This window comes from Clostridium kluyveri DSM 555 (assembly GCF_000016505.1).
Classification (GTDB): Bacteria; Bacillota; Clostridia; order Clostridiales; family Clostridiaceae; genus Clostridium_B; species Clostridium_B kluyveri.
This window is the reverse complement of record NC_009706.1, coordinates 245,924-269,995: the sequence shown is the minus strand read 5'-3', so window position 1 is coordinate 269,995 and position 24,072 is coordinate 245,924. Positions and strand designations below refer to the sequence as shown.

The 24,072-nt window shown below is 44.5% G+C and carries 26 protein-coding genes and 1 pseudogene; 20 read left to right on the top strand and 7 right to left on the bottom strand.

Annotated elements, in window-relative coordinates:
- Positions 1-7: 7 nt before the first annotated feature.
- From CKL_RS01485 to CKL_RS01460, 6 genes and pseudogenes are all read right to left on the bottom strand, one after another.
- On the bottom strand, positions 8-1,300 hold the full coding sequence (locus tag CKL_RS01485; RefSeq protein ID WP_011988871.1) for a methylaspartate mutase subunit E: 1,293 nt from the start codon (positions 1,298-1,300) through the stop codon (positions 8-10).
- Between the two features lie 111 nt (positions 1,301-1,411).
- Positions 1,412-2,389, bottom strand: a complete 978-nt coding sequence (locus CKL_RS01480) for a GntR family transcriptional regulator (protein WP_011988870.1) — start codon at positions 2,387-2,389, stop codon at positions 1,412-1,414.
- A gap of 285 nt (positions 2,390-2,674) precedes the next feature.
- On the bottom strand, positions 2,675-3,391 hold the full coding sequence (cwlD, locus tag CKL_RS01475) for an N-acetylmuramoyl-L-alanine amidase CwlD (protein ID WP_011988869.1): 717 nt from the start codon (positions 3,389-3,391) through the stop codon (positions 2,675-2,677).
- A 515-nt stretch (positions 3,392-3,906) separates the two neighbouring features.
- Positions 3,907-4,176 (bottom strand): hypothetical protein, encoded by a 270-nt coding sequence (locus CKL_RS01470; RefSeq protein ID WP_041700750.1) that lies wholly within the window; start codon positions 4,174-4,176, stop codon positions 3,907-3,909.
- A 94-nt stretch (positions 4,177-4,270) separates the two neighbouring features.
- On the bottom strand, positions 4,271-5,164 hold the full coding sequence (locus tag CKL_RS01465) for an Rpn family recombination-promoting nuclease/putative transposase (RefSeq protein WP_011988867.1): 894 nt from the start codon (positions 5,162-5,164) through the stop codon (positions 4,271-4,273).
- 460 nt (positions 5,165-5,624) lie between these two features.
- A pseudogene (locus CKL_RS01460) lies at positions 5,625-6,230 on the bottom strand (recombinase family protein).
- A 501-nt stretch (positions 6,231-6,731) separates the two neighbouring features.
- Here CKL_RS01460 and CKL_RS01455 point away from each other — a divergent pair.
- From CKL_RS01455 to CKL_RS01365, 19 genes are all read left to right on the top strand, one after another.
- A complete protein-coding gene (locus CKL_RS01455; protein ID WP_009064745.1) occupies positions 6,732-8,249 on the top strand; it encodes a ParB/RepB/Spo0J family partition protein in 1,518 nt (505 codons plus the stop codon).
- 300 nt (positions 8,250-8,549) lie between these two features.
- A complete protein-coding gene (locus CKL_RS01450; RefSeq protein ID WP_011988863.1) occupies positions 8,550-8,903 on the top strand; it encodes a DUF7768 domain-containing protein in 354 nt (117 codons plus the stop codon).
- On the top strand, positions 8,896-9,600 hold the full coding sequence (locus CKL_RS01445; RefSeq protein WP_011988862.1) for an antirestriction protein ArdA: 705 nt from the start codon (positions 8,896-8,898) through the stop codon (positions 9,598-9,600). The genes CKL_RS01450 and CKL_RS01445 overlap by 8 nt, the downstream gene beginning before the upstream one ends.
- 48 nt (positions 9,601-9,648) lie before the next feature.
- Complete coding sequence (locus tag CKL_RS01440) at positions 9,649-10,446, top strand: DUF6674 family protein (RefSeq protein ID WP_011988861.1); 798 nt, start codon at positions 9,649-9,651, stop codon at positions 10,444-10,446.
- 75 nt (positions 10,447-10,521) lie between these two features.
- The gene (locus CKL_RS01435; protein WP_011988860.1) at positions 10,522-10,995 is read left to right on the top strand and encodes a PcfB family protein; all 474 of its coding nucleotides are present in this window, start codon (positions 10,522-10,524) and stop codon (positions 10,993-10,995) included.
- Positions 10,985-12,817: a VirD4-like conjugal transfer protein, CD1115 family gene (locus CKL_RS01430; RefSeq protein WP_011988859.1), complete on the top strand. Its 1,833-nt coding sequence runs from the start codon at positions 10,985-10,987 to the stop codon at positions 12,815-12,817. The genes CKL_RS01435 and CKL_RS01430 overlap by 11 nt, the downstream gene beginning before the upstream one ends.
- 92 nt (positions 12,818-12,909) lie before the next feature.
- The gene (locus tag CKL_RS01425) at positions 12,910-13,122 is read left to right on the top strand and encodes a Maff2 family mobile element protein (RefSeq protein WP_011988858.1); all 213 of its coding nucleotides are present in this window, start codon (positions 12,910-12,912) and stop codon (positions 13,120-13,122) included.
- 11 nt (positions 13,123-13,133) lie between these two features.
- On the top strand, positions 13,134-14,000 hold the full coding sequence (locus CKL_RS01420) for a VirB6/TrbL-like conjugal transfer protein, CD1112 family (RefSeq protein ID WP_009064771.1): 867 nt from the start codon (positions 13,134-13,136) through the stop codon (positions 13,998-14,000).
- 88 nt (positions 14,001-14,088) lie between these two features.
- The gene (locus tag CKL_RS01415; protein ID WP_009064773.1) at positions 14,089-14,550 is read left to right on the top strand and encodes a SpoVG family protein; all 462 of its coding nucleotides are present in this window, start codon (positions 14,089-14,091) and stop codon (positions 14,548-14,550) included.
- Positions 14,551-14,588: 38 nt separating this feature from the next.
- Positions 14,589-14,984, top strand: a complete 396-nt coding sequence (locus tag CKL_RS01410) for a DUF7007 domain-containing protein (RefSeq protein ID WP_009064699.1) — start codon at positions 14,589-14,591, stop codon at positions 14,982-14,984.
- A gap of 47 nt (positions 14,985-15,031) precedes the next feature.
- Complete coding sequence (locus CKL_RS19600) at positions 15,032-15,427, top strand: PrgI family protein (RefSeq protein ID WP_009064709.1); 396 nt, start codon at positions 15,032-15,034, stop codon at positions 15,425-15,427.
- Positions 15,375-17,738: a VirB4-like conjugal transfer ATPase, CD1110 family gene (locus tag CKL_RS01405; RefSeq protein WP_011988856.1), complete on the top strand. Its 2,364-nt coding sequence runs from the start codon at positions 15,375-15,377 to the stop codon at positions 17,736-17,738. Before CKL_RS19600 ends, CKL_RS01405 begins: the two co-directional genes overlap by 53 nt.
- Positions 17,731-19,710 carry a C40 family peptidase gene (locus CKL_RS01400; protein WP_011988855.1) on the top strand — a complete coding sequence of 660 codons (1,980 nt, stop codon included), beginning with the start codon at positions 17,731-17,733 and terminating at the stop codon, positions 19,708-19,710. The genes CKL_RS01405 and CKL_RS01400 overlap by 8 nt, the downstream gene beginning before the upstream one ends.
- A 24-nt stretch (positions 19,711-19,734) precedes the next feature.
- Positions 19,735-20,004 carry a DUF4315 family protein gene (locus tag CKL_RS01395; RefSeq protein ID WP_009064758.1) on the top strand — a complete coding sequence of 90 codons (270 nt, stop codon included), beginning with the start codon at positions 19,735-19,737 and terminating at the stop codon, positions 20,002-20,004.
- Positions 20,001-20,678 carry a DUF4366 domain-containing protein gene (locus CKL_RS01390; protein ID WP_011988854.1) on the top strand — a complete coding sequence of 226 codons (678 nt, stop codon included), beginning with the start codon at positions 20,001-20,003 and terminating at the stop codon, positions 20,676-20,678. The genes CKL_RS01395 and CKL_RS01390 overlap by 4 nt, the downstream gene beginning before the upstream one ends.
- A gap of 205 nt (positions 20,679-20,883) precedes the next feature.
- A complete protein-coding gene (locus CKL_RS01380) occupies positions 20,884-21,261 on the top strand; it encodes a cysteine-rich VLP domain-containing protein (protein ID WP_041700746.1) in 378 nt (125 codons plus the stop codon).
- A 141-nt stretch (positions 21,262-21,402) separates the two neighbouring features.
- Complete coding sequence (locus tag CKL_RS01375; RefSeq protein WP_011988852.1) at positions 21,403-21,990, top strand: defense against restriction DarA-related protein; 588 nt, start codon at positions 21,403-21,405, stop codon at positions 21,988-21,990.
- A gap of 51 nt (positions 21,991-22,041) precedes the next feature.
- A complete protein-coding gene (locus CKL_RS01370; protein ID WP_011988851.1) occupies positions 22,042-22,224 on the top strand; it encodes a DUF4316 domain-containing protein in 183 nt (60 codons plus the stop codon).
- The gene (locus tag CKL_RS01365; RefSeq protein WP_011988850.1) at positions 22,221-22,568 is read left to right on the top strand and encodes a plasmid mobilization protein; all 348 of its coding nucleotides are present in this window, start codon (positions 22,221-22,223) and stop codon (positions 22,566-22,568) included. Before CKL_RS01370 ends, CKL_RS01365 begins: the two co-directional genes overlap by 4 nt.
- Positions 22,569-22,641: 73 nt before the next feature.
- On the opposite strand, the gene CKL_RS01360 is transcribed toward CKL_RS01365, so the two are convergent.
- Complete coding sequence (locus tag CKL_RS01360; RefSeq protein ID WP_148204820.1) at positions 22,642-23,610, bottom strand: DUF5677 domain-containing protein; 969 nt, start codon at positions 23,608-23,610, stop codon at positions 22,642-22,644.
- A gap of 151 nt (positions 23,611-23,761) precedes the next feature.
- Between CKL_RS01360 and CKL_RS01355 the strand changes: the two genes are divergently transcribed.
- The gene (locus tag CKL_RS01355) at positions 23,762-24,061 is read left to right on the top strand and encodes a CD1845 family protein (protein ID WP_009064829.1); all 300 of its coding nucleotides are present in this window, start codon (positions 23,762-23,764) and stop codon (positions 24,059-24,061) included.
- Positions 24,062-24,072 lie beyond the last annotated feature (11 nt).

The window sequence follows — 24,072 nt, the reverse complement described above, 5'->3', positions numbered from 1 at the left end:
GATTATTTTAAAATTTATTTTTGATATTCTTACCTTCCATCTTTCTCTTATTAAAATTTTTTAGTTCTTGTGTAAAAGGTATATTACCAAATCTCATATACCTTATTGCTCCTGTGTTATCTCTGGCAGAAGTCATCCCTCCATCTTTACTATATCTCTCAGAAGCCACAGGAATGTCTATGACCCCATTTTCAAAAGCTTCTACCACTCCTACAGCTAGATCTCCCCTTCCCAATTCTAAAACCTTGTCTAATATACACTTTACTTCTGCTTTAATTATAACTACCTCTGTTTCTAATTCCTTAGACATAGCAAGCCTTTGTCCACCTAAAATATCTACTGGCATTTTTGCAGCACGTATTATGGCACTATTAACTTCTTTAGTTAATTTGGAGGTCTTTATTACAACCTTTGTAGCTCCTGCTAAAACTGCTGTAACTGTTCCTACAGATGTAGTTCCAAAATTCTTCCCTTTATCCTCTGAAGATTTTAACATACTTTGATGAAATGATGTAGTTATATAAACATCTTTATATCCATAATCTTTCATATATTCCCCTATCTGTTCTTCTAAAGCTTTTATAGATGCTATATCCTGAATCAAATTCCCCCCTTGTGTTATTCCTACGGTTATATTCTTAACACCTTGTTCTGCTGCAAGCAGTCCTTCTATTATAGATACTGCATTTGAAATACTTGGAGGAATCAAAGCATTATAGTTAGCCACTCCAAAAGTCTCCTTATTTATGGATATACCCTGTTCTTCGTAAAATCCGACTAATCTATCGCAATATTGCCAGTCTAGAATAGATTTTTCTATAGGTATATTTGTTGCATTAAGTATATTATGAGATATTGCTCCTCCTTGACTAGATGTAAAACCACACAAACAAATTATTTCTGCTAGAAGTTTACAATCAAAAGTATTATATGTACCTTGAATAGGCAAATCAACAGATTCACATATTTCTCTACATTCTTCGATAAAGTATTTTAAATTTGAAGAACTATTATTTTCATTTTGCGCTACGCTATTGTACATACTGACCAAAAGTAAGTCTGGTTTACCTTCATCTTGTAAATATTTTAATAATCCAAGCCGTTCCTCTGGTATGTTAGCCATTCCTGGTTGTATTAAAGTTATAAAATCCTCTTTTGCTGCTATAAGTCTCTTCGAAAAATTTTTATAATCTGGCACCTTTCTTAAATAATCCACAGCACCTTTAATATCATAATTTAATATTTTATTTCTAGTTTTAAAAAAATATTCTTCCGGCCATTTTTCATTTTTTAATTTCATACCTATTCCCCTCTATATTTTTAACTTATTCCATTCTATGACCTTTTAAACTTAATAAATCTATTACATTATAATTATATTTGCTTAGTACAAAAAGTATCTTTAAAATTATCATTTATTGTATTTAAGCTCAATTATTTTTGATTTTAAATCCCTTATAGAATTATCATCTACATTATATAAAAATTTCATTATATGTTTATGATTTACATCATATAACTTAACATCTTTATATCTTCCGGGGGATACTACTAATACATCCGAACTATTTATTATCTTTAAAAGCTCCTGCTTATTCATGGTATTGGTAAATTGCATATTTATATTGTGAAGTCCAGCCTTTTCAAGTGCTCCTCTAGCCTTAAACATGAATTCATTTGATATACAAATAAATGCAAACTTAGTTTCTTCAGGATACCTTGCAATCTTAACTATAGTTTCTAAGTCTACATTTATTGAAACTCCTATTATTTCTTTTTGAAACTTTTTAGTTAACATAGTTACTTCATTAACATGATTAAATGTAGTTATTATAATCTGACTTTTTTCTATAACTTTATTAATTTCATTACTACCCTTACTTATATCCTCAAGTGTAACAGAAACTATATTCATATCTGTATTTTCCATAAGTTGTTTTCCAAATATTTCAGCTTGTTCAATATTACACTCCACATATATGGCAGTTATCTTACTCATAAAATCTCTTTTTTCTCTTACTCTTTGAGTGATAACCTCTAAAAATTCATCCACATCCATTCCTATTCTTACTGCTTCTTCAAATCCAAGATCTATAAATTTTATTATTTTTTGTTTTATATTCTGAATTTTCCAAATATTTAATTCTCCTTCAACAAAAGTTCCTCTTCCCTGATAGGATCTCAAGATACCTTCCTGTTCTAATTCATTATAAGCTGTACTTATGGTATTTCTACTTACCTTAAGCTTGTCAGATAATTCCCTTTCTGTAGGCATCTTATCACCTACCTTTAAAATATTTCTTTTTAATAAATTTATTATTTGTTTTTTAATCTGTAAATATAACGGGACACTGCTGTCCTTATTTATTTTAATGTCTATGGTACTCACCTCAAAACTACTGAACTATTACTATTGTATAAACCCATTTCTTTACCTAAATGTTAGCATAGTGCAAGATAAATATCAATATTCTTTAAATGCTATTACAATCAGGAAGATTTGTGAATAAAATATTTTATTTTTAATATTTTATGAGACATAATAACACAAGCTAAATTACACTATGTGACTGATAATTATCCTTTTTCGCATATAATTCAATAACTGCAGTTACCTATATTTAAGTACTGCAGTCTTATTCTTTCTAAATTGCAAGCCAAATATTTTTAGGCATTAATTTAAGGAATAATATTCATTAATAGATTTTTTTATACATTCTGCTATTTTATCCTGATATTCATCCTTTAACAATTTATTTTTTTCTTCAGTGTTAGATAGAAAGCCACATTCTATTAGTACTGAAGGCATACTGTCTTTGCACCTTAATACTTTATAGGAATCAAAAGCTGCTTTTTCTTTTCTATTATTACTATTATCTAAATCATTAACTAAATTCTTCTGAAGAATACCAGCAAATCTTCTGCTGTTTTCATTTTTAGAATACCACACTTGAGCACCGTAATATTTGGACTGAGGAAACATATTTAAATGTATACTTATAAACATATTACATTTAGAATCCTCTTTCAACTTACACCTATTATCCAAATCCTCTATCTTCTTCTTCCTTATCCTTCCACAATCCGTATAAAGACCTTTATCCTCATATCGTGTCATAACCACTTTATATCCTTTTCCCAATAACTTGTCCTTGAGTTTATTACTTATTTTTAAGTTTATATCTTTTTCCATTATACCATCTTTTGATACAGCCCCACTGTCTATTCCCCCGTGCCCAGGATCTAAGAGTACTGTAATACTCTCCTTCTCTACAGCTTTAACAATATTATTACTACTTAATCCTAAAGGTATATATATATTATTTAATATAAAAATAAATATCAGCGTTAAAGTTACAGTAAATACAAAACCTATATTTTTTACCTTCAAAAAACTCACTCCCTATAATTATTTCAACATATATATTTTTACCTAAGGATTTAAAAGTTATTAATATATTTTTATAATTTAAACTTATATACTAAAAAATCTACTTATCCTTACTTACAATATCATAAAAAATAGAGGCTGTAATTTAAATCATTAAAATCTAAATTACAACCTCTTAATTTCTTATATTGTGAACCTAAGATAATGAATTGTATAATATAAATCATATAATTTATATGTATTTTCTTTATCTCTTTGAGAACAGAGGTACTAAATCAAATTTTCTAAAATCTACTATATATAACGCTTATGCAGCCACTTCAAATACTACATATTGATAATTCCAAACCTCATATTTCTGGTCGTGTGTAATTTGTGTGTAAATCTTAAAAATCACTGATTTTATATTATTTCACTTCATCATACAATTAATTTGCCTTCATTTTACCCTGTTAAATTACATCACAATTTTGTATTTATATAAAGATGAGGGCAATAACTCCATACTTAGTTAGCTATCTGTTTTTTAGGTCGATTACCTTTTCTATTGTTAATCCTGTTCCTTTAGCTACTATTTCCTCATTTATACCAAGTCTTAAAAAGTTTATGGCACTTTCTATAGCCTTCTCATTAGCTCCTTCTTCTCTTCCTTCTTCTTTAGCAGAACTAATCATATTAGCTCTCTCATGCAGTGACCTTTCTCTTGCTTTGTAAAGTGCTAATGTTTCTGGATCACTACTTAGATATTTTATTTTTTCTTCTGCTTTCTTGATATCTACATCCATATCCATCAACTCCTCTAATTCTTCTTTACTTATAATATCTTATCTAAAGAAAGAGGAACAGTTTTTATATACTATTCCTCTAAATTAGCTATACCTAGTTAGACATTTGTTTTTTTAATTCAATTACTTTCTCTAATGGAAGTTCTGAACCTTCTGCAACTTGTTTAACTGTCAATCCCATTTTCAAAAAATTTTTTGCTAACTTTATTGCTTTTTCATTAGCTCCTTCTTCTCTTCCTTCTTCTCTTCCTTCTTCTCTTCCTTCTTCTTTAGCAGAACTAATCATATTAGCTCTCTCATGCAGTGACCTTTCCCTTGCTTTGTAAAGTGCTAATGTTTCTGGATCACTACTTAGATATTTTATTTTTTCTTCTGCTTTCCTGATATCTGCATCCATATCCATCAACTCCTCTAATTCTTCTTTATTTATATCTTCTCTAAAGAATGATAGCCACCTTTGAAGCTTATCTTCCTTTAGATTTTTATTTTCTAGCTTCTTAAATTTTTCAACTTCTATGAAATGAACCTCTATTACATCTGTTAGCATATAGTCTTTAACTTCATCTTCCCATAAGTGGAATGTTGTATGGAATTTATCTGGTATTTTAATATATTCAAAGTCAAGTATGTTTATAGTTATTACCTTTGCAAGCTTTTTGTAATCTTCTCCCTTTTTAATGCCATTTGAATATATTTCTCCCCAATACCATAAGGTTCTTTTATCCATATTATGCTGGTTGGTTAATTGTACTTCTATTTCTAGTTGTGTACCATCTGCTATTTTAGCTCTGACATCTATTATACCCGTCTTATCCTCTATAAGTTCTGGTGTTAGCTGCTTATTTTCAACTATTTCCAGTGTTACTAATTTATCTATATCTTTTTTACTTAAAATCGCATTAAGTAATGCTATTAGGTTATCCTTTGTTTCATCTTCACCAAAGGTTTTCTTAAAGATGAAGTCATTTAAAGGCTTTAATCTTTCCATGTAATCATTCCTCTCTTATAGCTTTATTTTATCAGAAAATTTCAATATTAGCTATGATATGTATTAAACTTATATTTATATCTTTAGCCATTAACTTCAGATACCAGTGGCTTACTATCTTTATATCACAGATACCACCTAAAGGTAAGCCTTTTTTTAACTCTGTACTCTATATTTCCACCCATTATTCTATGTCTGCATACATAACCTTTTGTTATTTCACCAACTCTTTCATTTCTTCTCCATTTGTATTATTGGTAACTACTGCCACAACCACATTATAGTAAGTTCATCCGTAAATCTTTACTAGTTTTTATAACATTTACTTTTTGTCTATGATTTTTTTCAATTCTTTTTTCTTTTAACTCTTGATAATTTTATTGCTTAATTAAATACATATATAATAGGAAGCAATTTTTTATTTTCATAAACGTTTATGTATTTATAAAGATTGTCCTATCTACTTACAATCGACTTTTGAATACTTTCTTACTAGTTTATAAAACGTATTCTTTTTTAACCCTAATTCCTTCATAGCTACCACAGCAGTAATATCTCCTGCTCTCCATTTATCATGTACCTCTTTAAAATTATTTGGATATTGTGCTGCCGGTCTACCTATTCCTTTACCTCCATTTTTAGCTTTAAGGATTGCTATTCCTTCTGCTTGTCTCTGTTTTATATTTTTACGCTCATTTTCAGCTACGAAACTCAGTACCTGCAATACTAAATCACTTATGAAATTTCCAAGTAAGTCTTTATTTTTAGTCGTATCCAATAAATCCATATCCAATACTTTTATATCTGCTCTAATTTCTTTAGTGATAATATTCCACTCCTGCATTATTTCTTTATAATTACGTCCGAATCTATCAAGTTATTTAATGTATAATAGATCCCCTTCACGTAAACATTGTTTTAATGCTTGATATTGATGCCTATTAAAGTCCTTACCACTTCTCTTATCAATAAATATATCTCTTTCATTAATACCTAATTCCTGTATCTCTTTTATTTGTCGCTCAATATTTTGTTCTTTACTTGAAACTCTTACATAACCAAACATTTTATTATTCACAATAAAAATCCACTAGTAAAACTAGTGGTTTTGCTTTTTCGGGCATAGCCCTGCTCCCAAAGCAACATCTCAAGATGTAAAAACGATCTGCCGCGTACATTATTCCATTAGTTACCCTTAAAAGGGTCGTCCATATCAAATGCTAATTGTTCGCTGGCTTGATCTTCTTTTAATTGATTTGCTATATATTCTTTTATCTTTTTTGTATTTTTTCCTACAGTGTCTACATATGAGCCAAACGTATTAGGAAAACTGCAAAAACCCTTATTCTATGCGGGATAAGGGAATACCAAAATAAAATATGAGCTATCACATTACACAGGATACCGCCTAATTGGACAAGATAGGCGGTATTTTTGTATCTGGATAGCGGAACTTCGGGTCAACTTGGCCCGAAGTGGAAAGGGGGGATTACAAATCCCTGTGGGGCTTGACCTAAAAAATCAAGCCCCTTTTTCATGCCATAAAACAGACAAGGAGGAAAAACGCATGGCAAAAAATGAGCCAAACAAACCGGACGAAGTAAAAACCGCCCCGGCACAGGAAGCCGCAGCAGAAGAAAAAAGCACTCCCAAACCCATGCCGGAGATTGGCGGCAAAGCTCCTGCCCCGGAAAAGACTGCCGAAGAAACAGCGGCACTTCCCCATGAGGACGGAGCCGCCCTGCATGAATCTGATAAGGACAGGCCGAAAGTACCTACCCCCATTGACATTCCCGCCCCCGGTGATGTGGTGGTTTCCTTTGACAAAATCAATGAGATTGTTTCCGGGAAACAGGCGGCGGTAAAGGAAGCGGAGCAGACCGCCCCCGAAAAAAAGGACATGGAAAAATCAGCACACACCGAAAAAAAGGCAGAGCCAGAGAAACCCGGTATGGATAAGGGAAAGGAAAACGAGCCGAAAACGGCTAACAGCAAGCCCAAATCTCGCTCACAAAAAACCACTGAAAAAGCGGACAAAAAGCCTACTCGCCCTGCCAAACAGGAAAAAGCCCCAAAGGCTGTAAAACCGGAAAAGCCGGATAAACCGAAACAAGCCGCAGAAATTGGCGGCGGGGCTTCTGATTCCCCGCAAGCTACGGAACAGGCACAGCAGGAAACGCCGTCCCCTGCCCCGGAACTGCCGTCCGAACCGAGGGAAGCACCCCGCCCCGGCGAACAGGAACAGATTGTTTATCTCAATCTTTCCGAGCTTTTCGCTTTCAAAGATCACCCGTTTCAGGTTCGTAATGATGAAGAAATGGCGGCTATGGTGGAAAGCGTTAAGGACAAGGGCGTTACCCAGCCTGCCATTGTGCGCCCCCGTGAAGATGGCGGCTATGAAATCGTATCAGGCCACCGCCGCCAGAAGGCCAGCGAATTAGCCGGATTTGCGGATATGCCTTGTATTATCCGCAACATGACGGACGAACAGGCCATCACGCAGATGGTAGAGGACAACACCAACCAGCGTGAAAATATCCTGCCCAGTGAACGGGCCAAAGCCCTGCAAATGCAGTTGGAAGCCATCAAGCGGCAGGGCGCGCGAACCGGCAACGGGCAACGCTCCAATGAGGTTGTAGCAGAGCGCAACAAAATGACGGTCAAGCAGGTTCAGCGGTATATTAAGCTCAATGAGTTGGTTCCCGACCTTATAAAAATGGTGGACGAAAAGAAAATCGCGTTCACTCCCGCCGTGGAGCTTGCGTTCATCAAGCCCAAAAATCAGCGGTATATCGCTATCGCCATTGAGGGCCAGCAGTCGGCTCCCTCACTCTCACAGGCACAGCGTATGCGTGACCTTGACCAAAAGAAGTTGTTAAACCCCGATGTGATTGACGGAATCATGTTAGAAGAAAAAAAGGAGGCAGACAAAGTGATTATTTCAAGTCAGGAATTAAGCCAGTATTTCGGCAAGGAGAAAACACCTCGCGAAATGAAGGATACCATTATGAAACTGCTGGAGGAAAACAAGGCGAAGCTGAAAGAGGTTTCGGCTCCTCAAAAGAAAGCCGAACAGGAAAAATAAGCACTTCGGGTCAAGTTGGCCCGAAGTCGGTATATGCGGGGCTTTGCCCCGTGCCCCAAAGCTCTAAGGATAAATATATTCCCCGTCGCCGCTTATTGGGTAGCATAGCCGGGAAAATCGGTCAAGAGCTTGCCGCCGTAGGCGGTGCTTCGCACTCTTGACGGATTTCTCCCGGTTATGCTTTAAGGCAGTCAAGCGACGGGGATATATATTCCTTTGAGCTGCTCCCTTTCCAAGCGTGGAAAGGGCGGGGGGATAGGTTGACACATTCAGCGCAACAAGAACGGAGGTGCTTAAATCATGAAACGACCTTTAGCATACATTACTGCCGCGTGGTGCGGCAATCACGATACGGATACCAAACAGGCGGCGCAGTATTGCCGGGCAGTCTATGAAGCCGGGTTTTCCCCGGTTTGCCCGACCCTGTATCTTCCGCTTTTTCTCAATGACGCAATCCCGGAGGAACATAAAAGCGGCATTGATATGAGCCGGGATCTCCTGCGCCGCGCCCATGTACTTGTCGTATGCGGAAGCGATATTGACGAGGACGTGAAAAACGACATTGCCGTTGCCGGGCGGCTGAACATCACGGCAACCACGCTGGACGGGATTCTGACCGTGAAAACACAGGGGCAGGAAAAAGACCATGCTTGAAGCCTTTGTTACCAATCTTGGACGGTATAACGAGGGATATTTGGACGGGGAGCCTTTAAAGCTCCCTGCCACCACCGAGGAAGTGCAGGCTCTTTTGAAGCGTATCCATGTGGACGGTGTGCGGTATGAGGAAATTTTCATTACTAATTATGAAACCGACATTCCCGGTCTGCGTGACTGCTTAGGAGAATATGAAAGCATTGATGAGTTGAACTTCTTGGCTTCCCTGCTGGACGATATGGAGGAATGGGAGTTAGAAAAGTTTTCTGCCGCCGTGGACTTCGGGGAGTACAACAGTGTACCCGCCCTAATTAACCTTACGCAAAATCTGGATTGTTTTGAGTTTTACGCCGGGGTTGAGAATGAGGAAGATTTAGGCCGCTACTATGTTGAGGAAATGTGTACGCTGGAAATCCCGGAGCATTTGGAAAACAATATTGATTATGAAGCCTATGGGCGGGATATGAACTTGGACGACGACGGGCGTTTTACCGATGGCGGCTATGTGGTACGGACAGGCGACAGCTTCACTGAGTATTACAGCGGCAGGGACGATTTACCGGAGGAATACCGAATTTTTGCTTATCCCGAACCGGAAAAATCCATCAAGAAAACGCTGGAAAGCTACGGGAAGATGATAAACGAAACCGTCACCGCCGCCCGTGAGCGCCCCCACCCCGCCAATGCGGAACGATAACCAACTTCGGGCCAACTTGGCCCGAAGTGTGAAAGGAGGTTAAAGCCTATGGCAAAAACGAAAACTACCGCCGAGCCGATTTTGGAAAATGAACACGTTAAGGAGCTTTTGGCGATATTGCGGGAAAACAATTCCCCGTCCACAAAGGATTTTCTTGCGGTTCTGCATCATGTCGGAGCAATGGAAAAACAGCTTGACGCCGCTGTAAAGGAGCTTGCCGCCATGCGGCAGGAACTCCGAACAGCACAGGAACAGAACCACCCGGTTAAGACCGCTTTGCAAAAGGCGGTCATTGTTATGCAGGGGCAGGTATTGGACTTGCGGGATAAATTGGCGGAGCTAAAGCAAAGCGTCATAGACGGTTGTAAGAACGCCGTTACCGCTTTTAAGGAAACCGGCATTTCCGCGCTGGATAACGTAGCCCGGTTCTTCAAGGTGCGCCCCACTTTAGAAGCCATGCGGGATATGCTCACAAAGGATATTCAGTACGACGATAAGGCTATTGCCAAAATCGAAGCCATCAGCACCGAATACCATCAAGCCGGGCGGCATTTGAAAAACATGGGTCGGGTCATGCTTGGCAGAGAAGCGGCACAGGAAGTAAAACAGCCCGGCAAGCTGGCGGCGGTCATATCCGCTCCATTCCGTGCGGAGCGTTCCCATTTTTCCAGTATAAAAAGCCATATAGAAAAATCTTTGAATACGCTGGCACGGTTGGAAGAACGGGCGGCAGAGAAAAAGCCCTCTATCCGGGAAGCTCTTGCTACTCACAATGAAAAAATCGCGCAGGCACAAAAGGACGCTCCCACCACAGAACGCCCCCGCCCTGTCAATGCAGAGAGGTAACACACTTCGGGCCAACTTGGCCCGAAGTCCTCCCGCCTATACGATTGCCATATCTGGCAGGAAAGGAGGAATTTCATGCAGGAAGATATTGAACGCCGGACGGTTGCCCTATCTGTCAATGCTACAAAACTGACGGGCCGGACGCTGGCAAAGGTGCTGGCGGCAGCACTCCGGCAGATACAAAAGGGCCATCAGAAGCGGCAGACCCCGCAGGGCAGACAGAGCGTAAAAAAGTTGATGAACCACGGCGTTTCTACAAACAGTCTTGACCTGTCCGGGGATACGAAGCTCTTTGACCGTGTGGCCCGAAAGTACAATGTAGATTATGCTTTTCACAAAACCGGGCCGGATAAATATTTGTTATTCTTCAAGGCCGGGCAGGCTGACGCTATTACCGCCTGTTTTGGCGAATATACAAAGCTGGTGCTGAACCGGGGCAAGAGCCGCCACCCCTCTATTCTGAAACAGTTAAAAGCCTTTGCCGACAGGGAGCGCACCAAACCGCGACAAAAGGAACGAAAACGGGAGGTGGTGCGGAATGAACGATAAAATCCGTAGATATGTGATTCCCAATGTTCCCTATCTGTTGGTGCTGTGGTTCTGTCTGAAGCTCGGCACAGCCTACCGCCTTGCGGCAGGTGCAGACTTCGGAAATAAACTGGTTGGCATGATAAAGACTATAAGCCCGGCGTTTGCTTCATTTGCGCCGGGCTTTGTGCTGTCCGATTGGCTCATTGGCCTTGCCGGGGCGGTCATACTCCGGCTGGTGGTATGGTATAAGGTAAAAAACGCAAAAAAGTTTCGGAGGGATGTGGAATATGGCTCGGCCCGGTGGGGAACGGCAAAGGACATCAAGCCCTTTATCGACCCAAAATTCAGCAACAACGTGATACTAACCGGGACAGAGCTTCTTACCATGAATACCCGACCCGCCAATCCCGCCAACGCCCGAAACCTTAACTGCTGTATCATAGGCTCCAGCGGAAGCGGGAAAACTCGCTTTTGGCTGACCCCACAGCTTTTACAGGCTCATTCATCCTATGTGGTGGTTGACCCAAAGGGCGGCATTTTAGAGCAGGTCGGCTCTTTTCTGAAAAAGCAGGGCTACAAAATCAAGGTATTCAATTCCATTGATTTTGCCCGGTCAATGCACTATAACCCGCTGGCCTACTTAAAGACGGAAAGCGATATTTTGAAGTTTGTAAACGCTCTGATTGAGAACACAAAGGGCGACGGTAAAGAGGGTGATCCATTCTGGACGAAAGCAGAAACCTTGCTTTATTGTGCTTTAATCGGCTATATCGTCCTTGAGGGGCCGGAGGAAGAACGCCATATCAATACCCTAGTGGATATGCTGAACAGCATGGAAACAAGGGAAGATGATGAAAATTTCAAGAACGCCGTGGACTATATGTTCCTTGGCTTGGAAAAGCGCAATCCCAACCATTTTGCGGTGCGCCAGTATAAAAAATTCAAGCTCGCCAGCGGGAAAACCTCGAAAAGTATCCTGATTTCCTGCGGAGCCAGACTTGCCCCATTTGATATTGGACAGCTCCGGGAGATTATGAGCTATGATGAAATGGAACTTGACCGCATGGGCGATAAGAAAACCGCCACCTTCTTCATCATCAGCGACACCAATACGACCTACAACTTTATTGTTGCCCTTGCTTTTTCGCAGATGTTCAATCTTTTGTGTGAACGGGCTGACAGCAAATACGGCGGCAGGCTCCCCCATCATGTAAGGGTATTATGGGACGAAGCCGCCAACACGGGACAGGTTCCGCAATTGGAAAAATTGGTTGCCGTTATCCGCTCCCGCGAAATATCCTTATGCCTGTTTTTACAGGCGCAAAGCCAGCTCAAAGCCTTATATAAAGACCACGCTGAAACCATTATGGGAAATATGGACAGCGTGATTTTTCTTGGTGGCCGGGAACATTCCACCATCAAGGAACTTTCGGAGGTTTTGGGGAAAGAAACCATTTCCATGCAGACGGAAAGCCGGACGCGGGGCCAGTCGGAAAGCTATGGACAGAACTTGCAACGGCTCGGCAAGGAGCTTATGACAATGGACGAATTGACCACTATGCCGGGCAACAAGTGTATTTTACAGCTTCGCGGCCTGCATCCATTCCTTTCCCCCAAATACGATTTAAAACAGCACCCCAATTACAGGTATACCGCCGAAGCTGATAAGCGCAACGCTTTTGACGCTTCAAAGCTGGTAAACCGCCGCATGAAAAAGCTCAATCCCAATGAGCAGTATACCGTTTATGAAGTAAATGCCGACGAGGAAACCGCCGCCATAGACGAGAACGAGGACATTCTCAACTATGATGATGTGGACGACCCGGAAGCATTTGCATAACTTCGGGCCAACTTGTCCCGAAGTGACAGCCGCCGAAAATGGCGGTTTTTTTGTACCCGAAAACAATATGAAAATATGGAGGTAATCAGATTATGGGATTTTTTACGAGTGCAGTTAGTACCTTGCAAACCCTTGTTGTAGCTCTTGGCGCGGGTCTTGCCGTGTGGGGCGTTATCAACCTTTTGGAAGGTTACGGGTCGGACAATCCGGGCGCGAAATCGCAAGGCATTAAACAGCTCATGGCCGGGGGCGGCGTTATCCTGCTGGGAACAACGCTTGTGCCTATGCTTTCCAGCCTGTTTTAAGGTAGGCCGGTATGGATTTTCTCACCGACTGGATTAACGAATGGATAAAGGGCCTGCTGGTGGACGGTATCATGGGCAATTTAAGCGGCCTTTTCGAGAACGTGAACGACCAGATCGGAGAGATTGCAACACAGGTGGGAACCACGCCGGGGAATTGGAACCCCGGTGTGTTCTCTCTCATACGGCAGCTTTCCGAAACGGTTGTCTTGCCGATTGCCGGACTGGTGCTTACCTTTGTCATGTGCTATGAGCTGATTCAAATGCTCATTGACCGGAATAACCTGCACGATATTGACACATGGATTTTTTTCAAGTGGATATTCAAAACCTTTATCGCAGTACTGCTTCTTTCCAACACATTCAATATCGTGATGGCGGTATTTGATGTTTCCCAAAGCGTCATAAACAGTGCAGGGGGCGTGATTGCAGGAAACACGGCGGTAAGCCCCGATATGATGGACAGCTTGGAAACCCAGCTCATGACAATGGAAATCGGCCCTCTGCTTGGCCTGTGGATGCAATCCTTTCTGATAAAGATTATTGTCGTAGCAATCAATATTGTTGTGTTTGTCATTGTGTACGGCAGAATGATTGAAATTTACCTACTCACCAGTTTAGCCCCGGTGCCAATGGCAACCTTGGTCAACAGGGAAATCGGCGGCATGGGCCAGAACTATTTAAAATCTTTGTGTGCTGTGGGTTTTCAAGGCTTGTTGATTTTGGTATGCGTGGGGATTTACGCAAAGCTGGTGCAGAGTATCGCTGTAGGCGGCGACCCCATTGGAGCCATATGGACGGTAATCGGCTATACGGTTCTCTTGTGCTTCACCATGTTCAAGACGGGAAGCCTTGCAAAATCCATCTTTGGAGCGCACTGACGACTTCGGGCCATTCGGGGTCCCCGGCAAATCGTAGATTTGTTGGGGTGAGAGCTTGTCCCGAAGTGAGAAAGGAGAAATTTTTACTATGAGCAACGAAAAAACAACAGCTCCGCAGGAAACAGAACAGGCGGCTTTGCCGCTGAAACTGGACGTTACCGCCCGGCTCATTGAGCCAAAGGGCAACCTTGTAGGCTTTGCCAGTCTGAAACTGAACGACTGCTTTGTGATTGACGATTTCAAGATTTTGCAGAACGACAAGGGCATTTTTGTAGGTATGCCGAGCAAGCCGGATAAGACCAGCAAGACCGGCTACCGGGATACATCCCGCCCCATCACAAAGGAATTTCGCGCCGAGCTGACCGAAGCCGTGACAGCGGCCTACCATGCAGAGCTTGAAAAGTTGCAGACCCGCGCCGCTGCCATTGCTTCCCCCGAAAAGCAGTCTATCCCGAAACAGCTTGCGGAGGGATCCAAACAGGCGGCACAGGAGAACGCCGCCCGGCCTGCTCCGGTAAAGACAGGTAAAGCCAAAAATGCAGAAAGGTAACTTCGGGCCAACTTGGCCCGAAGTGGAAAGGAGTTTTTATGTATCAACAACCGGAACAATCGCCGTGGGGCAAGGTGCAGACCTGTGATATTCTTTGCCCCGGCGTGTTTCTTGTGAGTACCGCCAGTCATGGCGGCACAATGGTTGCAAAGGATATGGCGGCGGTGCTTTCTCCTGCCGCTATCAAGTGCGGCTTTCGTCACAGTGGTTTTCTCTGTTTTGAGGAAGATACGCAGGAAGATGTTGCCCTGCGGGAGCTTTTGGATAAAAAGCTGTGGGCGGTTCCAGACCGTATAAAAGACAAGGCCGCTTTTGAGGAAAACATCAATAAGTCGCTCCGGGAACATAACCCGGACTATTGGCGGGTACGGCAGGCTGGACTGGAAAAGACCCCGGCACGGCAGACGGTTCCTATCCACAATGCAGAACGATAATCAACTTCGGGTCAACTTGGCCCGAAGTCAGAAAGGAGGATTTTTCATTGGCCTATGTAAGCGTACCAAATGATTTATCAAAAATAAAAACCAAAGTGGCGTTCAATCTCACCAAACGCCAGCTACTATGCTTCGGAGCGGCGGCGGTAGTCGGGATTCCGCCTTATCTTTTTACCCGTACCGCCATTGGCAATACCGGGGCCATGCTCTTAATGATTACCTTTATGCTCCCTTGTTTTCTCATTGCCATGTATGAGCGTGACGGACAGCCGCTGGAAAAGGTGGTGCGTAATATTGTCCGCTCCAAATTCCTATGGCCCCGCACACGCCCCTATCAGACACAGAATTTCTATTCCTATCTAAGTAACCCCGGAAAGGAGGTTTCACCCAATGGCACAAAAAACAAAACGCCCACCCGTTCCCGTAAAAAGTGGAAAGCCTAAAAAGCGCGGGCCGCAGTCGGCACAGCAGACCATTCCCTACAAGGAAATGCTGAAAGACGGTATCTGCAAGGTGCGGGAGGGCTACTATACAAAGACCCTTTCCTATGAGGATATTAACTACGCCGTGGCTTCCAGTGATGACCAAAGCACTATTTTTGACGGCTATTGCGGCTTTCTCAATTACTTTGACAGTGCCTTGCCCTTTCAGCTATCCTTTATCAATCACCGTTCCCGCCCGGAGAATCGTTACAGCGTGAATATATCCCCGCAGGACGACGATTTCAACAGTATTCGAGGCGAATTTACCGCCATGCTGGAAAACCAGATTGCCAAAAGCAACAACGGCATTGTCCGTTCCAAATACATTACGTTCGGTATCAATGCGAACGGGATCGCGGCGGCACGACCCCGCTTGGAGCGTATCGAAGCGGATATTGTGGGGAACTTCAAGAAACTTGGCGTACAGTCGGCAACCCTTTCCGGGCGGGAACGCTTGGAAGTGCTGCACAGCCAGCTTCACCCCGGAGGGCGGGAGCCGTTCCGCTTTTCATGGGATATGATACCCAAAACAGGCATGGGGACAAAGGACTTTATTGCTCCCACTTCCTTTGACTTTCGCCAAAGCCGCGCCTTTCGTGTGGGAACCACATGGGGCGCGGCTCTGTATATGCAGATTATGGCTTCTGAGCTTTCCGATAAGCTGTTAGCGGAGCTTTTGGAAGTGGACGCGGAAATGACCATCACCCTGCATATCCAGACAGTAGACCAGACCAAAGCGGTGAAAACGGTCAAGGCAAAGCTGACCGACATAGACCGTATGAAAATGGACGAGCAGAAAAAAGCCGCACGGGCCGGATATGATATTGACATACTTCCCCCGGATTTACTGACATACAGCAAGGACGCGGCGGCACTCTTGGCAGATTTACAGAGCCGGAACGAGCGAATGTTTCTGCTTACGTTCCTTGTGGTGAATACAGCCCCCACCCGCCAGCAGTTGGAAAATGACATTTTCACGGTATCGGGCATTACGCAGAAATATAACTGCTTTCTCAAACGGCTGGATTTTCAGCAGGAACAGGGCTTTATGTCCTCGCTCCCTCTTGGGTACAACGGAATCGAGATACAGCGGGGCATGACAACCTCAAGCACCGCTATTTTCGTTCCCTTTATGACGCAGGAGCTTCGCATGGACGGGCAGGCATTGTATTACGGCATGAACGCCCTTTCCCATAACGTCATTATGGCAGACCGCAAAAAGCTGAAATCTGCCAACGGCCTGTATCTTGGCAGTACAGGCTCCGGCAAGAGCTTTGCCGCAAAACGTGAGCTAATCAACGTGTTTCTTGCCACCAAAGACCGCATTATCGTGGTAGACCCAATGGGCGAATACGCCCCGCTGGTCAGGCGGCTTGGCGGGGAGGTCATAGAAATATCGCCGGACAGCCCCCATAACATCAACCCAATGGACTTAAAACTGAACTTAGCCGGAGAGGACAGCCCGCTTTCTATGAAAGCGGATTTTTTATTGTCCTTATGCGAACTGATTATCGGCGGCAAGGAGGGCTTACAGCCTATTGAAAAAACGGTGATTGACCGTTGTGTGCGGCTGGTGTACCGGGAGCTTGCCCTTGGAATCGGGGACGGGAAAATGCCGCTTCTGCAAGACCTGTATGAAAGCTTGTGCCAGCAACCTGAACCGGAAGCCAGACGGATTGCAACCGCATTGGAGCTTTACTGCACCGGCTCCCTCAATATGTTCAACCACCCTACCAATGTGCAGACCGACAACCGCATTACCTGTATCGTGCTGAAAAGCATGGGCGAAAACTTACGCAAAATCGCCATGCACATCACAAACGAGCTGGTGACACAGGCGGTAGACGAGAATTTTTCCAGAAGTCTTGCGACCTGGTGCTACTATGACGAATTTCATATTTTGTTGCAGGACGCATTGAGCGCCAGCTATTTTGTGCGTGAGTGGAAAATGCTTCGTAAAAAGGGCTGTGTGCCGAGCGCGCTTACACAGAATGTGAAAGACCTTTTAGCCAGCCGGGAAATCGAAAACATCTTGGAAAACAGCGACTTTATGATACTGCTGTCACAGGCGCAGGGCGACCGGGCAATCCTCGCCAAACAGCTTGGCATATCAGAACATCAGCTATCCTATATCGCCCACAGCAATTCCGGGGAGGGGCTTTTGTTCTTCGGCAATACCACCATTCCCTTTGTAGACCGTTTCCCCCGTGGTGAAATCTACAATCTGCTTACCACCCGCCCGGAGGACATCAGGGAGGCCCAAAATGCGTGATACGGGCAGGTCGGGCCGTTTGCGGTTTGAGCCTGAGGGACAGGCGGCAACTTCGGGCCAACTTGGCCCGAAGTCCAAAAAGCGGACTGCACCGAAAAAGGGCGGCTCCCACAATATGACACCGCCGGACGCACCTTCGACTGTTAAAAACAGCACTGGCCCGGTTCCGCCTGACACGGCAAATAAGAAGCTACGGTTTGAAGATGAAGCCTCCCCCGACACTTTTTCATCTGTGGAAAGCACTTCTGCCACTTCGGGCCAACTTGGCCCGAAGTCGGGAAAGCTCCGGCAGGACAGCAAGAAGCCCCGACCCTCTGAACGCCTGCGGTGTGACGGTGAGCCGCCGCCCGGCGACGAATCCGCTTCCCGTGATGGCTCTACCAACAAAAAGGCGGCGCAAGACGGTAAGCGTATGGAGAAATCAAAGCTCCGTATGGAAAAGAGCGGTGAAAAGCTGAATACCGCCCGTGAGAAATTGGCGGCACAGAAGCCCCCGAAAAAGCCCGGCCCGGTAAAAACCATTAGCCGCGCCGCCCGTTACCAATCGTGGTGGTATGTGCATGGGAAAATTCATCAGGTGGAGCATGAAAATGCGGGCACGGAAGCCGTCCACAAAACCGAGCTTGCCGGGGAACACCTTGTTCGGGGCGGTACACGCTTCATCAAGCACCGTATCCGCACCCGACCCGCCCGGCAGGTTCGCAAGTGGGAAAACAAACATATCAGTGCAAGGGCCGATTACACCTACCGCCAGCTTGTTAAAGAGAATCCGGGCCTGCAAAGCAATCCGGTTTCCCGGTTCTGGCAGAAGCAAAGGCTGAAAAAGCAGTATCGAAAGCAGGCAAAGGAAGCGGCAAAGCAGGGCAAAAAAGCGGTGAGATTCACGGAAAAAGTAGCCCGGACGGTTGCGGCCTTTGTAAAAAGCAATCCCAAAGTTATATTGCTTGGTCTGGTGCTGTTCCTGCTGATTGTGATTCTGCAATCCTGCATAGCGGGAATCACCACCATTGGAAACGGACTGATTAGCGTTGTGGGCGGCACTTCCTACGGTTCGTCGGACAACGATATTGAAGCCGTGGAAGAAAATTATACCGAGCTGGAAAAGGATTTGCGGGAACGGCTCTCCCGAATAGAACGGGATTATCCGAACTATGACGAGTACCGTTATTCCGTTGACGAAATCGGGCACGACCCCTTTGAACTGGCTTCCTATCTTACCGCCAAATACGGCGGCTACACCCCGGCACAGGTACAGGTAGAACTGAAAGCCCTGTTCGGGCAACAGTATATTCTGACCATCACGGAAACGGTGGAGGTACGCTACCGCACGGAAACCGACACATGGACGGACGAAAACGGCGAAACCCATACCGACACCTACGAGGTTCCCTACGATTACTATATCCTCAATGTGTCTTTGAAAAATAAGTCATTGGGAGCCGTGGCCCTTGCCAATCTCGACCCGGAGCAGACGGAACGCTACCTTATCTACCAAAAGACCAAAGGCAACCGCCCTTATCTCTTTGAGGGCAATATCTACGTTCACCCTGGCGAATACACCGATTACGACATACCGCCGGAAGCTCTGGCCGACCCGGAATTTGCCGCCCTGATTGCCGAAGCGGAAAAATATTTAGGCTATCCCTATGTTTGGGGCGGTGCTTCTCCCTCCACTTCCTTTGACTGTTCGGGCTTTGTGTGCTATGTGCTGGATCAGTCCGGCGTATATCCCATGAGCCGGACAACCGCGCAGGGCATTTTTAACCAGTGTGCGAAGATCCCGCGCTCCGAAGCAAAACCCGGCGACATTATCTTTTTTACGGGAACCTACGACAGTTCCGGGCCTGTGTCGCACGTTGGAATCTATGTAGGCGGGAATATGATGCTACATTGTGCCAGCGGCGGCGTTCAGTACGCCCGTATGGACACCAATTACTGGACGGAACATTTTTATGCAATGGGCCGGTTATAGGCCCGTTTTGAAAGGAGTGGTTTTTTGAACGCGAAAATTGAGCGTGTAAGCAAGGACATACAGAAAACAAAGGAAAAAATCAATGAGTTTCAAACGAAGCTGCGGGAGCTGGAAAAGCAGAAAACCGAGCTTGAAAATCTGGAAATCGTGGACGCGGTGCGTGGTATGGATATTTCCCTGACCGACCTTGCCGACCTGCTGAAAGCGGCAAAGGCAGGCGGCGCCACTTCGGGCCAACTTGGCCCGAAGTCCACAGTACATGACGAATCGAAAAAGGAGGAAATCGAAGAATGAGAAAATTTCGCATGATGGCGGCGCTGTGCGCCGTTTTTTTAATGACCTTTTCCTTTAGCACCATGGCCTACGCCAGCGGCGGTGAGGAAACCCCGGAAGTAACGGAAGCCCCTGCTACTTCTGAAACAACCAGTGCCCCCAATCCCTTTACCCCTGCCGGAACGGGAACGGTAGTCAATACCGCCACGGACGAGGACGGCAAGCAATTTTATACCATTACCACCCCGGACGAAAATGTATTTTATCTTGTGATTGACCTTCAGCGCGAACAGGATAACGTATATTTCCTGAACGCCGTGACGGAAAAAGACCTGCTGGCTCTTGCGGAGAAGTCCGAGGATACAGAGGAAAATGAAACCGCCGTTGTGTCCACTCCCGAACCGGAAAGCAATTCTGAAACGGATATAAGCTCTGAAACTTCTTCCGAAACCTCTACGGAGCCGGAGCAAAAAAGCGATACCCAAATGCTCTTACTGGTGCTGGCGGTTGTAGTTATTGGCGGCGGGGCCGGATATTACTTCAAGATTTATCGCCCGAAGCAGGAACAGGCCGCTTTGGCAGAGGACGAATTTGACGAATACGAAGCCGACCCCTATGACGAACAGGAGGACGATACCCCGCCGTGGGAAGTAGACGGGGAGGAGTCTGATACCGGGGAGGACGAGGACGCATGAATTTCACAAACAGCCCCTATGAAAAAATGATGAAAGAAAGGCCCCGCCCCTGCCGCCCGGCTCCGGCGCGCAAGCCGCCGAAAGGCTCCCCCTGCCGGGATTGCAGTTATTGGAACGGCTCTGTTTGTGTGGGCGTTTGCTACCGGAATTTGATTTTGCCGCAAAGGGAGGGAACTTCGGGCCAACTTGGCCCGAAGTCAGACCTATGAGTGCCGATTCCCGCGAACTGACCCGCCGGGAACGTGCCGCAATCCGCAAGCTGGTAACAGGTATGTGCGCCAACTATGACCCGGAATACGGCTGTCTGCCCCTTGATTACGGCGGCTGTTACATGCTGGATAAATGCTGGACGGGCGCATACTGCAAGTATTTTCAAAAGGCCGTGCTTCCGCTTGATCCGGTACTGGAAGCCAATTTAGCAGGAACCCCCGCCGTGCTTTCCCGTAAGACCTGCCCGGTCTGCGGTGCGGCCTATCTTCCTGTCACCAGTCAGACCTATTGTTCCGAAGCCTGCCGCCGGAAAGGAAAACGCGAAGCAGACCGCCGCCGCCAACAGCGGCACAGGCGCAAAAACAAGGGGTAAGGTGTCACGAAGTTTGCTTGAAAAAAACTTGATTTCCGGGGCTTTCCGGCCCCGGTTTCAAGGAAAAGGTATCTATGCTTCATACCCCCGCTTTTTGAGGGTAACAGCGTGACATTTCTATGTATGAGAACGGAGGGAAAAATGAGCGATAACGTAAAAGGATATGAAATCAAACGGGCCATTGCCTTTGAGAATGAAAGAGGTTTTGCTCTTGGGGAAAATCCGCAGGCGGTACAGCCCTTTGCCACATGGCAGTTTACCGAGGACGCAAGCGGCAGGCGCGACTATTATTGGGGACACTATACCACCAGTAAAGCCGCCGCTACAAGGGACTATGAGAACCGTGTTTCGGAATATCGGCATGATTACGGCGTATCCGAAAAATCGGCTTACCGATATTATTCTACTCAACGGCCCGTGGATATTGGCACGTTCCCTAAAACGGAGAACGGCCCATTATATCTTGTGAATTTTGATAAGCGGGAAAGTGTGGAACAAGGCCGCTTTCTGGCATGGGGCTATCTTGTATATGACGCGCCCCTGACGGAAAAGCAGATGGCGGACTATGAGCTTCGGGCGGCTCCCGGCAATCCCGACAGAAAAGCCCCCATGCGGGAACCGGGAGAAAGTAAATCCATTGCCGCCCGGCTAGCAGAGGGGGCAAAACAAGCGGCACGGGACAACGCCGCCCGTCCTGCTCCCGAAAAAGGCACAGAGAAAGACAGGTAATCACTTCGGGCCAACTTGGCCCGAAGTTACAAAAAAGGAGGTTTTTTGAGAATGGAAAAGGATAACTACTTGAAAAATGCAGAGCTTTCGACCGAGCAGAATTACAACATGATTGATGGGATTCCGAATAATGCCCCTCTGCCTGTTCCGCAGGCCATGCTGGAGGAAAGGCCGAAAGACAGGGTAAAGGAGCCGCCGGCAAAGCGCAGGAGCCGGGAACGGGAGGAACGGTGAGCCGCCCCAAACGCAGGCGGGGCGTTCCCCTTTATGTTTGGGTGAGTAATGATGAATACGCCGCCATTCAGGAACGTATGGCACAAGCCGGAACACAGAATTTAAGCGCCTATATCCGCAAAATGGCGCTCAATGGCTATGTGCTGAATGTTGACCTTGCCCCCGTCCGGGAGCTGGTTTCCCTGCAACGCAGATGTGCCAACAATCTGAATCAGGTTGCCATTCATGCCAATACCTACGGCGTTTATCCGTCCGAAATTGCCGCCCTGCAAAAAGATTATACCGAGTTATGGGGCCGGGTTTCAGAGGTACTCAAACAGCTTACGGCGGTAGTGGAGCTATAAGGAAAGCGGGGAGCGTTGGCACAATGCCGCCGCTCCCCGCTTTTGCTACACAAAACACATTCATGAGAGTGAATCATTCTGATATAGAATCAACTATATCAGATGCCATTTTTATATTAACAATGATAGAACAAAAATCAGCTTCCTCATACTGCTTGAAATCAAATAAGTGTTTATCTTGACTTTTAATGCGAGTATATAGTGTATTAATTGACTGAAAAAGTATGGTAAGTGTATGCTTAAAGACCGACTTCCATAAAGCTATGTTTGATTGATTTAATTCAAATGTGAAAGCAATACTATCAGAAATGTCATCTACAACAGCATTTCTATAATTTTTCACAGTTGATATATCTGCATGTTCAAATTTACTTGCATCATTGTAGAATGACAGATACATTCCAAGTAACAATGGATCTTTTTCGGTTAATTCAAAAATGCTCTTATTCTTTAAAGGTTTTTGAGCGTTGTCTACAGTGTAACCCTCGGTTCTAAGAATACCCTTGATTTTATTAATTGTTGAGTTAATGACCTTGAAATCCAGTGTGGAAAATTCTTCAAATTGTGGAGTGTCCTCTGGCAAACTTCGTAAATATTTTTTTATGTTGTAAAGTTGTTGTAACTGAGTTATATGAGGCTCATAAAAATATTCTTTTACTCTGGAATTATCATTATCGTTGCATATATAAGAAATCCAAAGCATGTTGTTAAACTGACTTCGAGCAAGAATATATGCTTCTTGTTCCATATTATTTTCCAGTAATACAATGCAACTTTCAAATAGATTTGATTGTTTTGCAAGCAATGATAATACTTCGCGAAGCCATTCATATTTTTCTAAAATTATAAATGGCTGTCCTTCTTTAAGAATATCTTTATTAAGATGGTCTTGAATTTGACGTGAAAGCGAAATTGCTTTCTGTATAGAAATTGTATTATCCATATTAGTAAAACTCCTGTGTGCTAAGTTTGATTTACATATAGGTATGTATTGTCTTGTAGACGTGTTTTTTATAATTATTATACATAATTCCCGTGGCATCACAAGCGGTATATGTCTACTTCGGGCCAACTTGTCCCGAAGTTCCGGGACAAGATCGGTGTGGCCTCGACAACATTGTTACTCTCTGCACGAAATGGTAAAATATAGGTAGGATACAACAATAAGGTTGCTTAATGAAAGGAGAATTTTTATGAAGTTTATCAAACTGATATTTAAGATTATCGCCGCGCCGTTTGTGGTTCTGCTGACGATAGTAACACCCATGATTGAATTTGTGTTCTGCTATGCAGCCGCTCTCTTGCAAGTGGTTTCCGGGATAGGTGTTCTTATCAGTATTGCCCTGCTGATAAGCGGCGAAAAGCTGGGCTTCGGCGTGTTCCTGTTCCTGTCGTTTTTGATTTCTCCTCTTGGGATTCCCGCCATTGCGGAACACCTGATTGACGGACTGCACAGCCTGAACAACTCGCTTCGCTTTTTCATTGTAAACTAACATCAGAATAA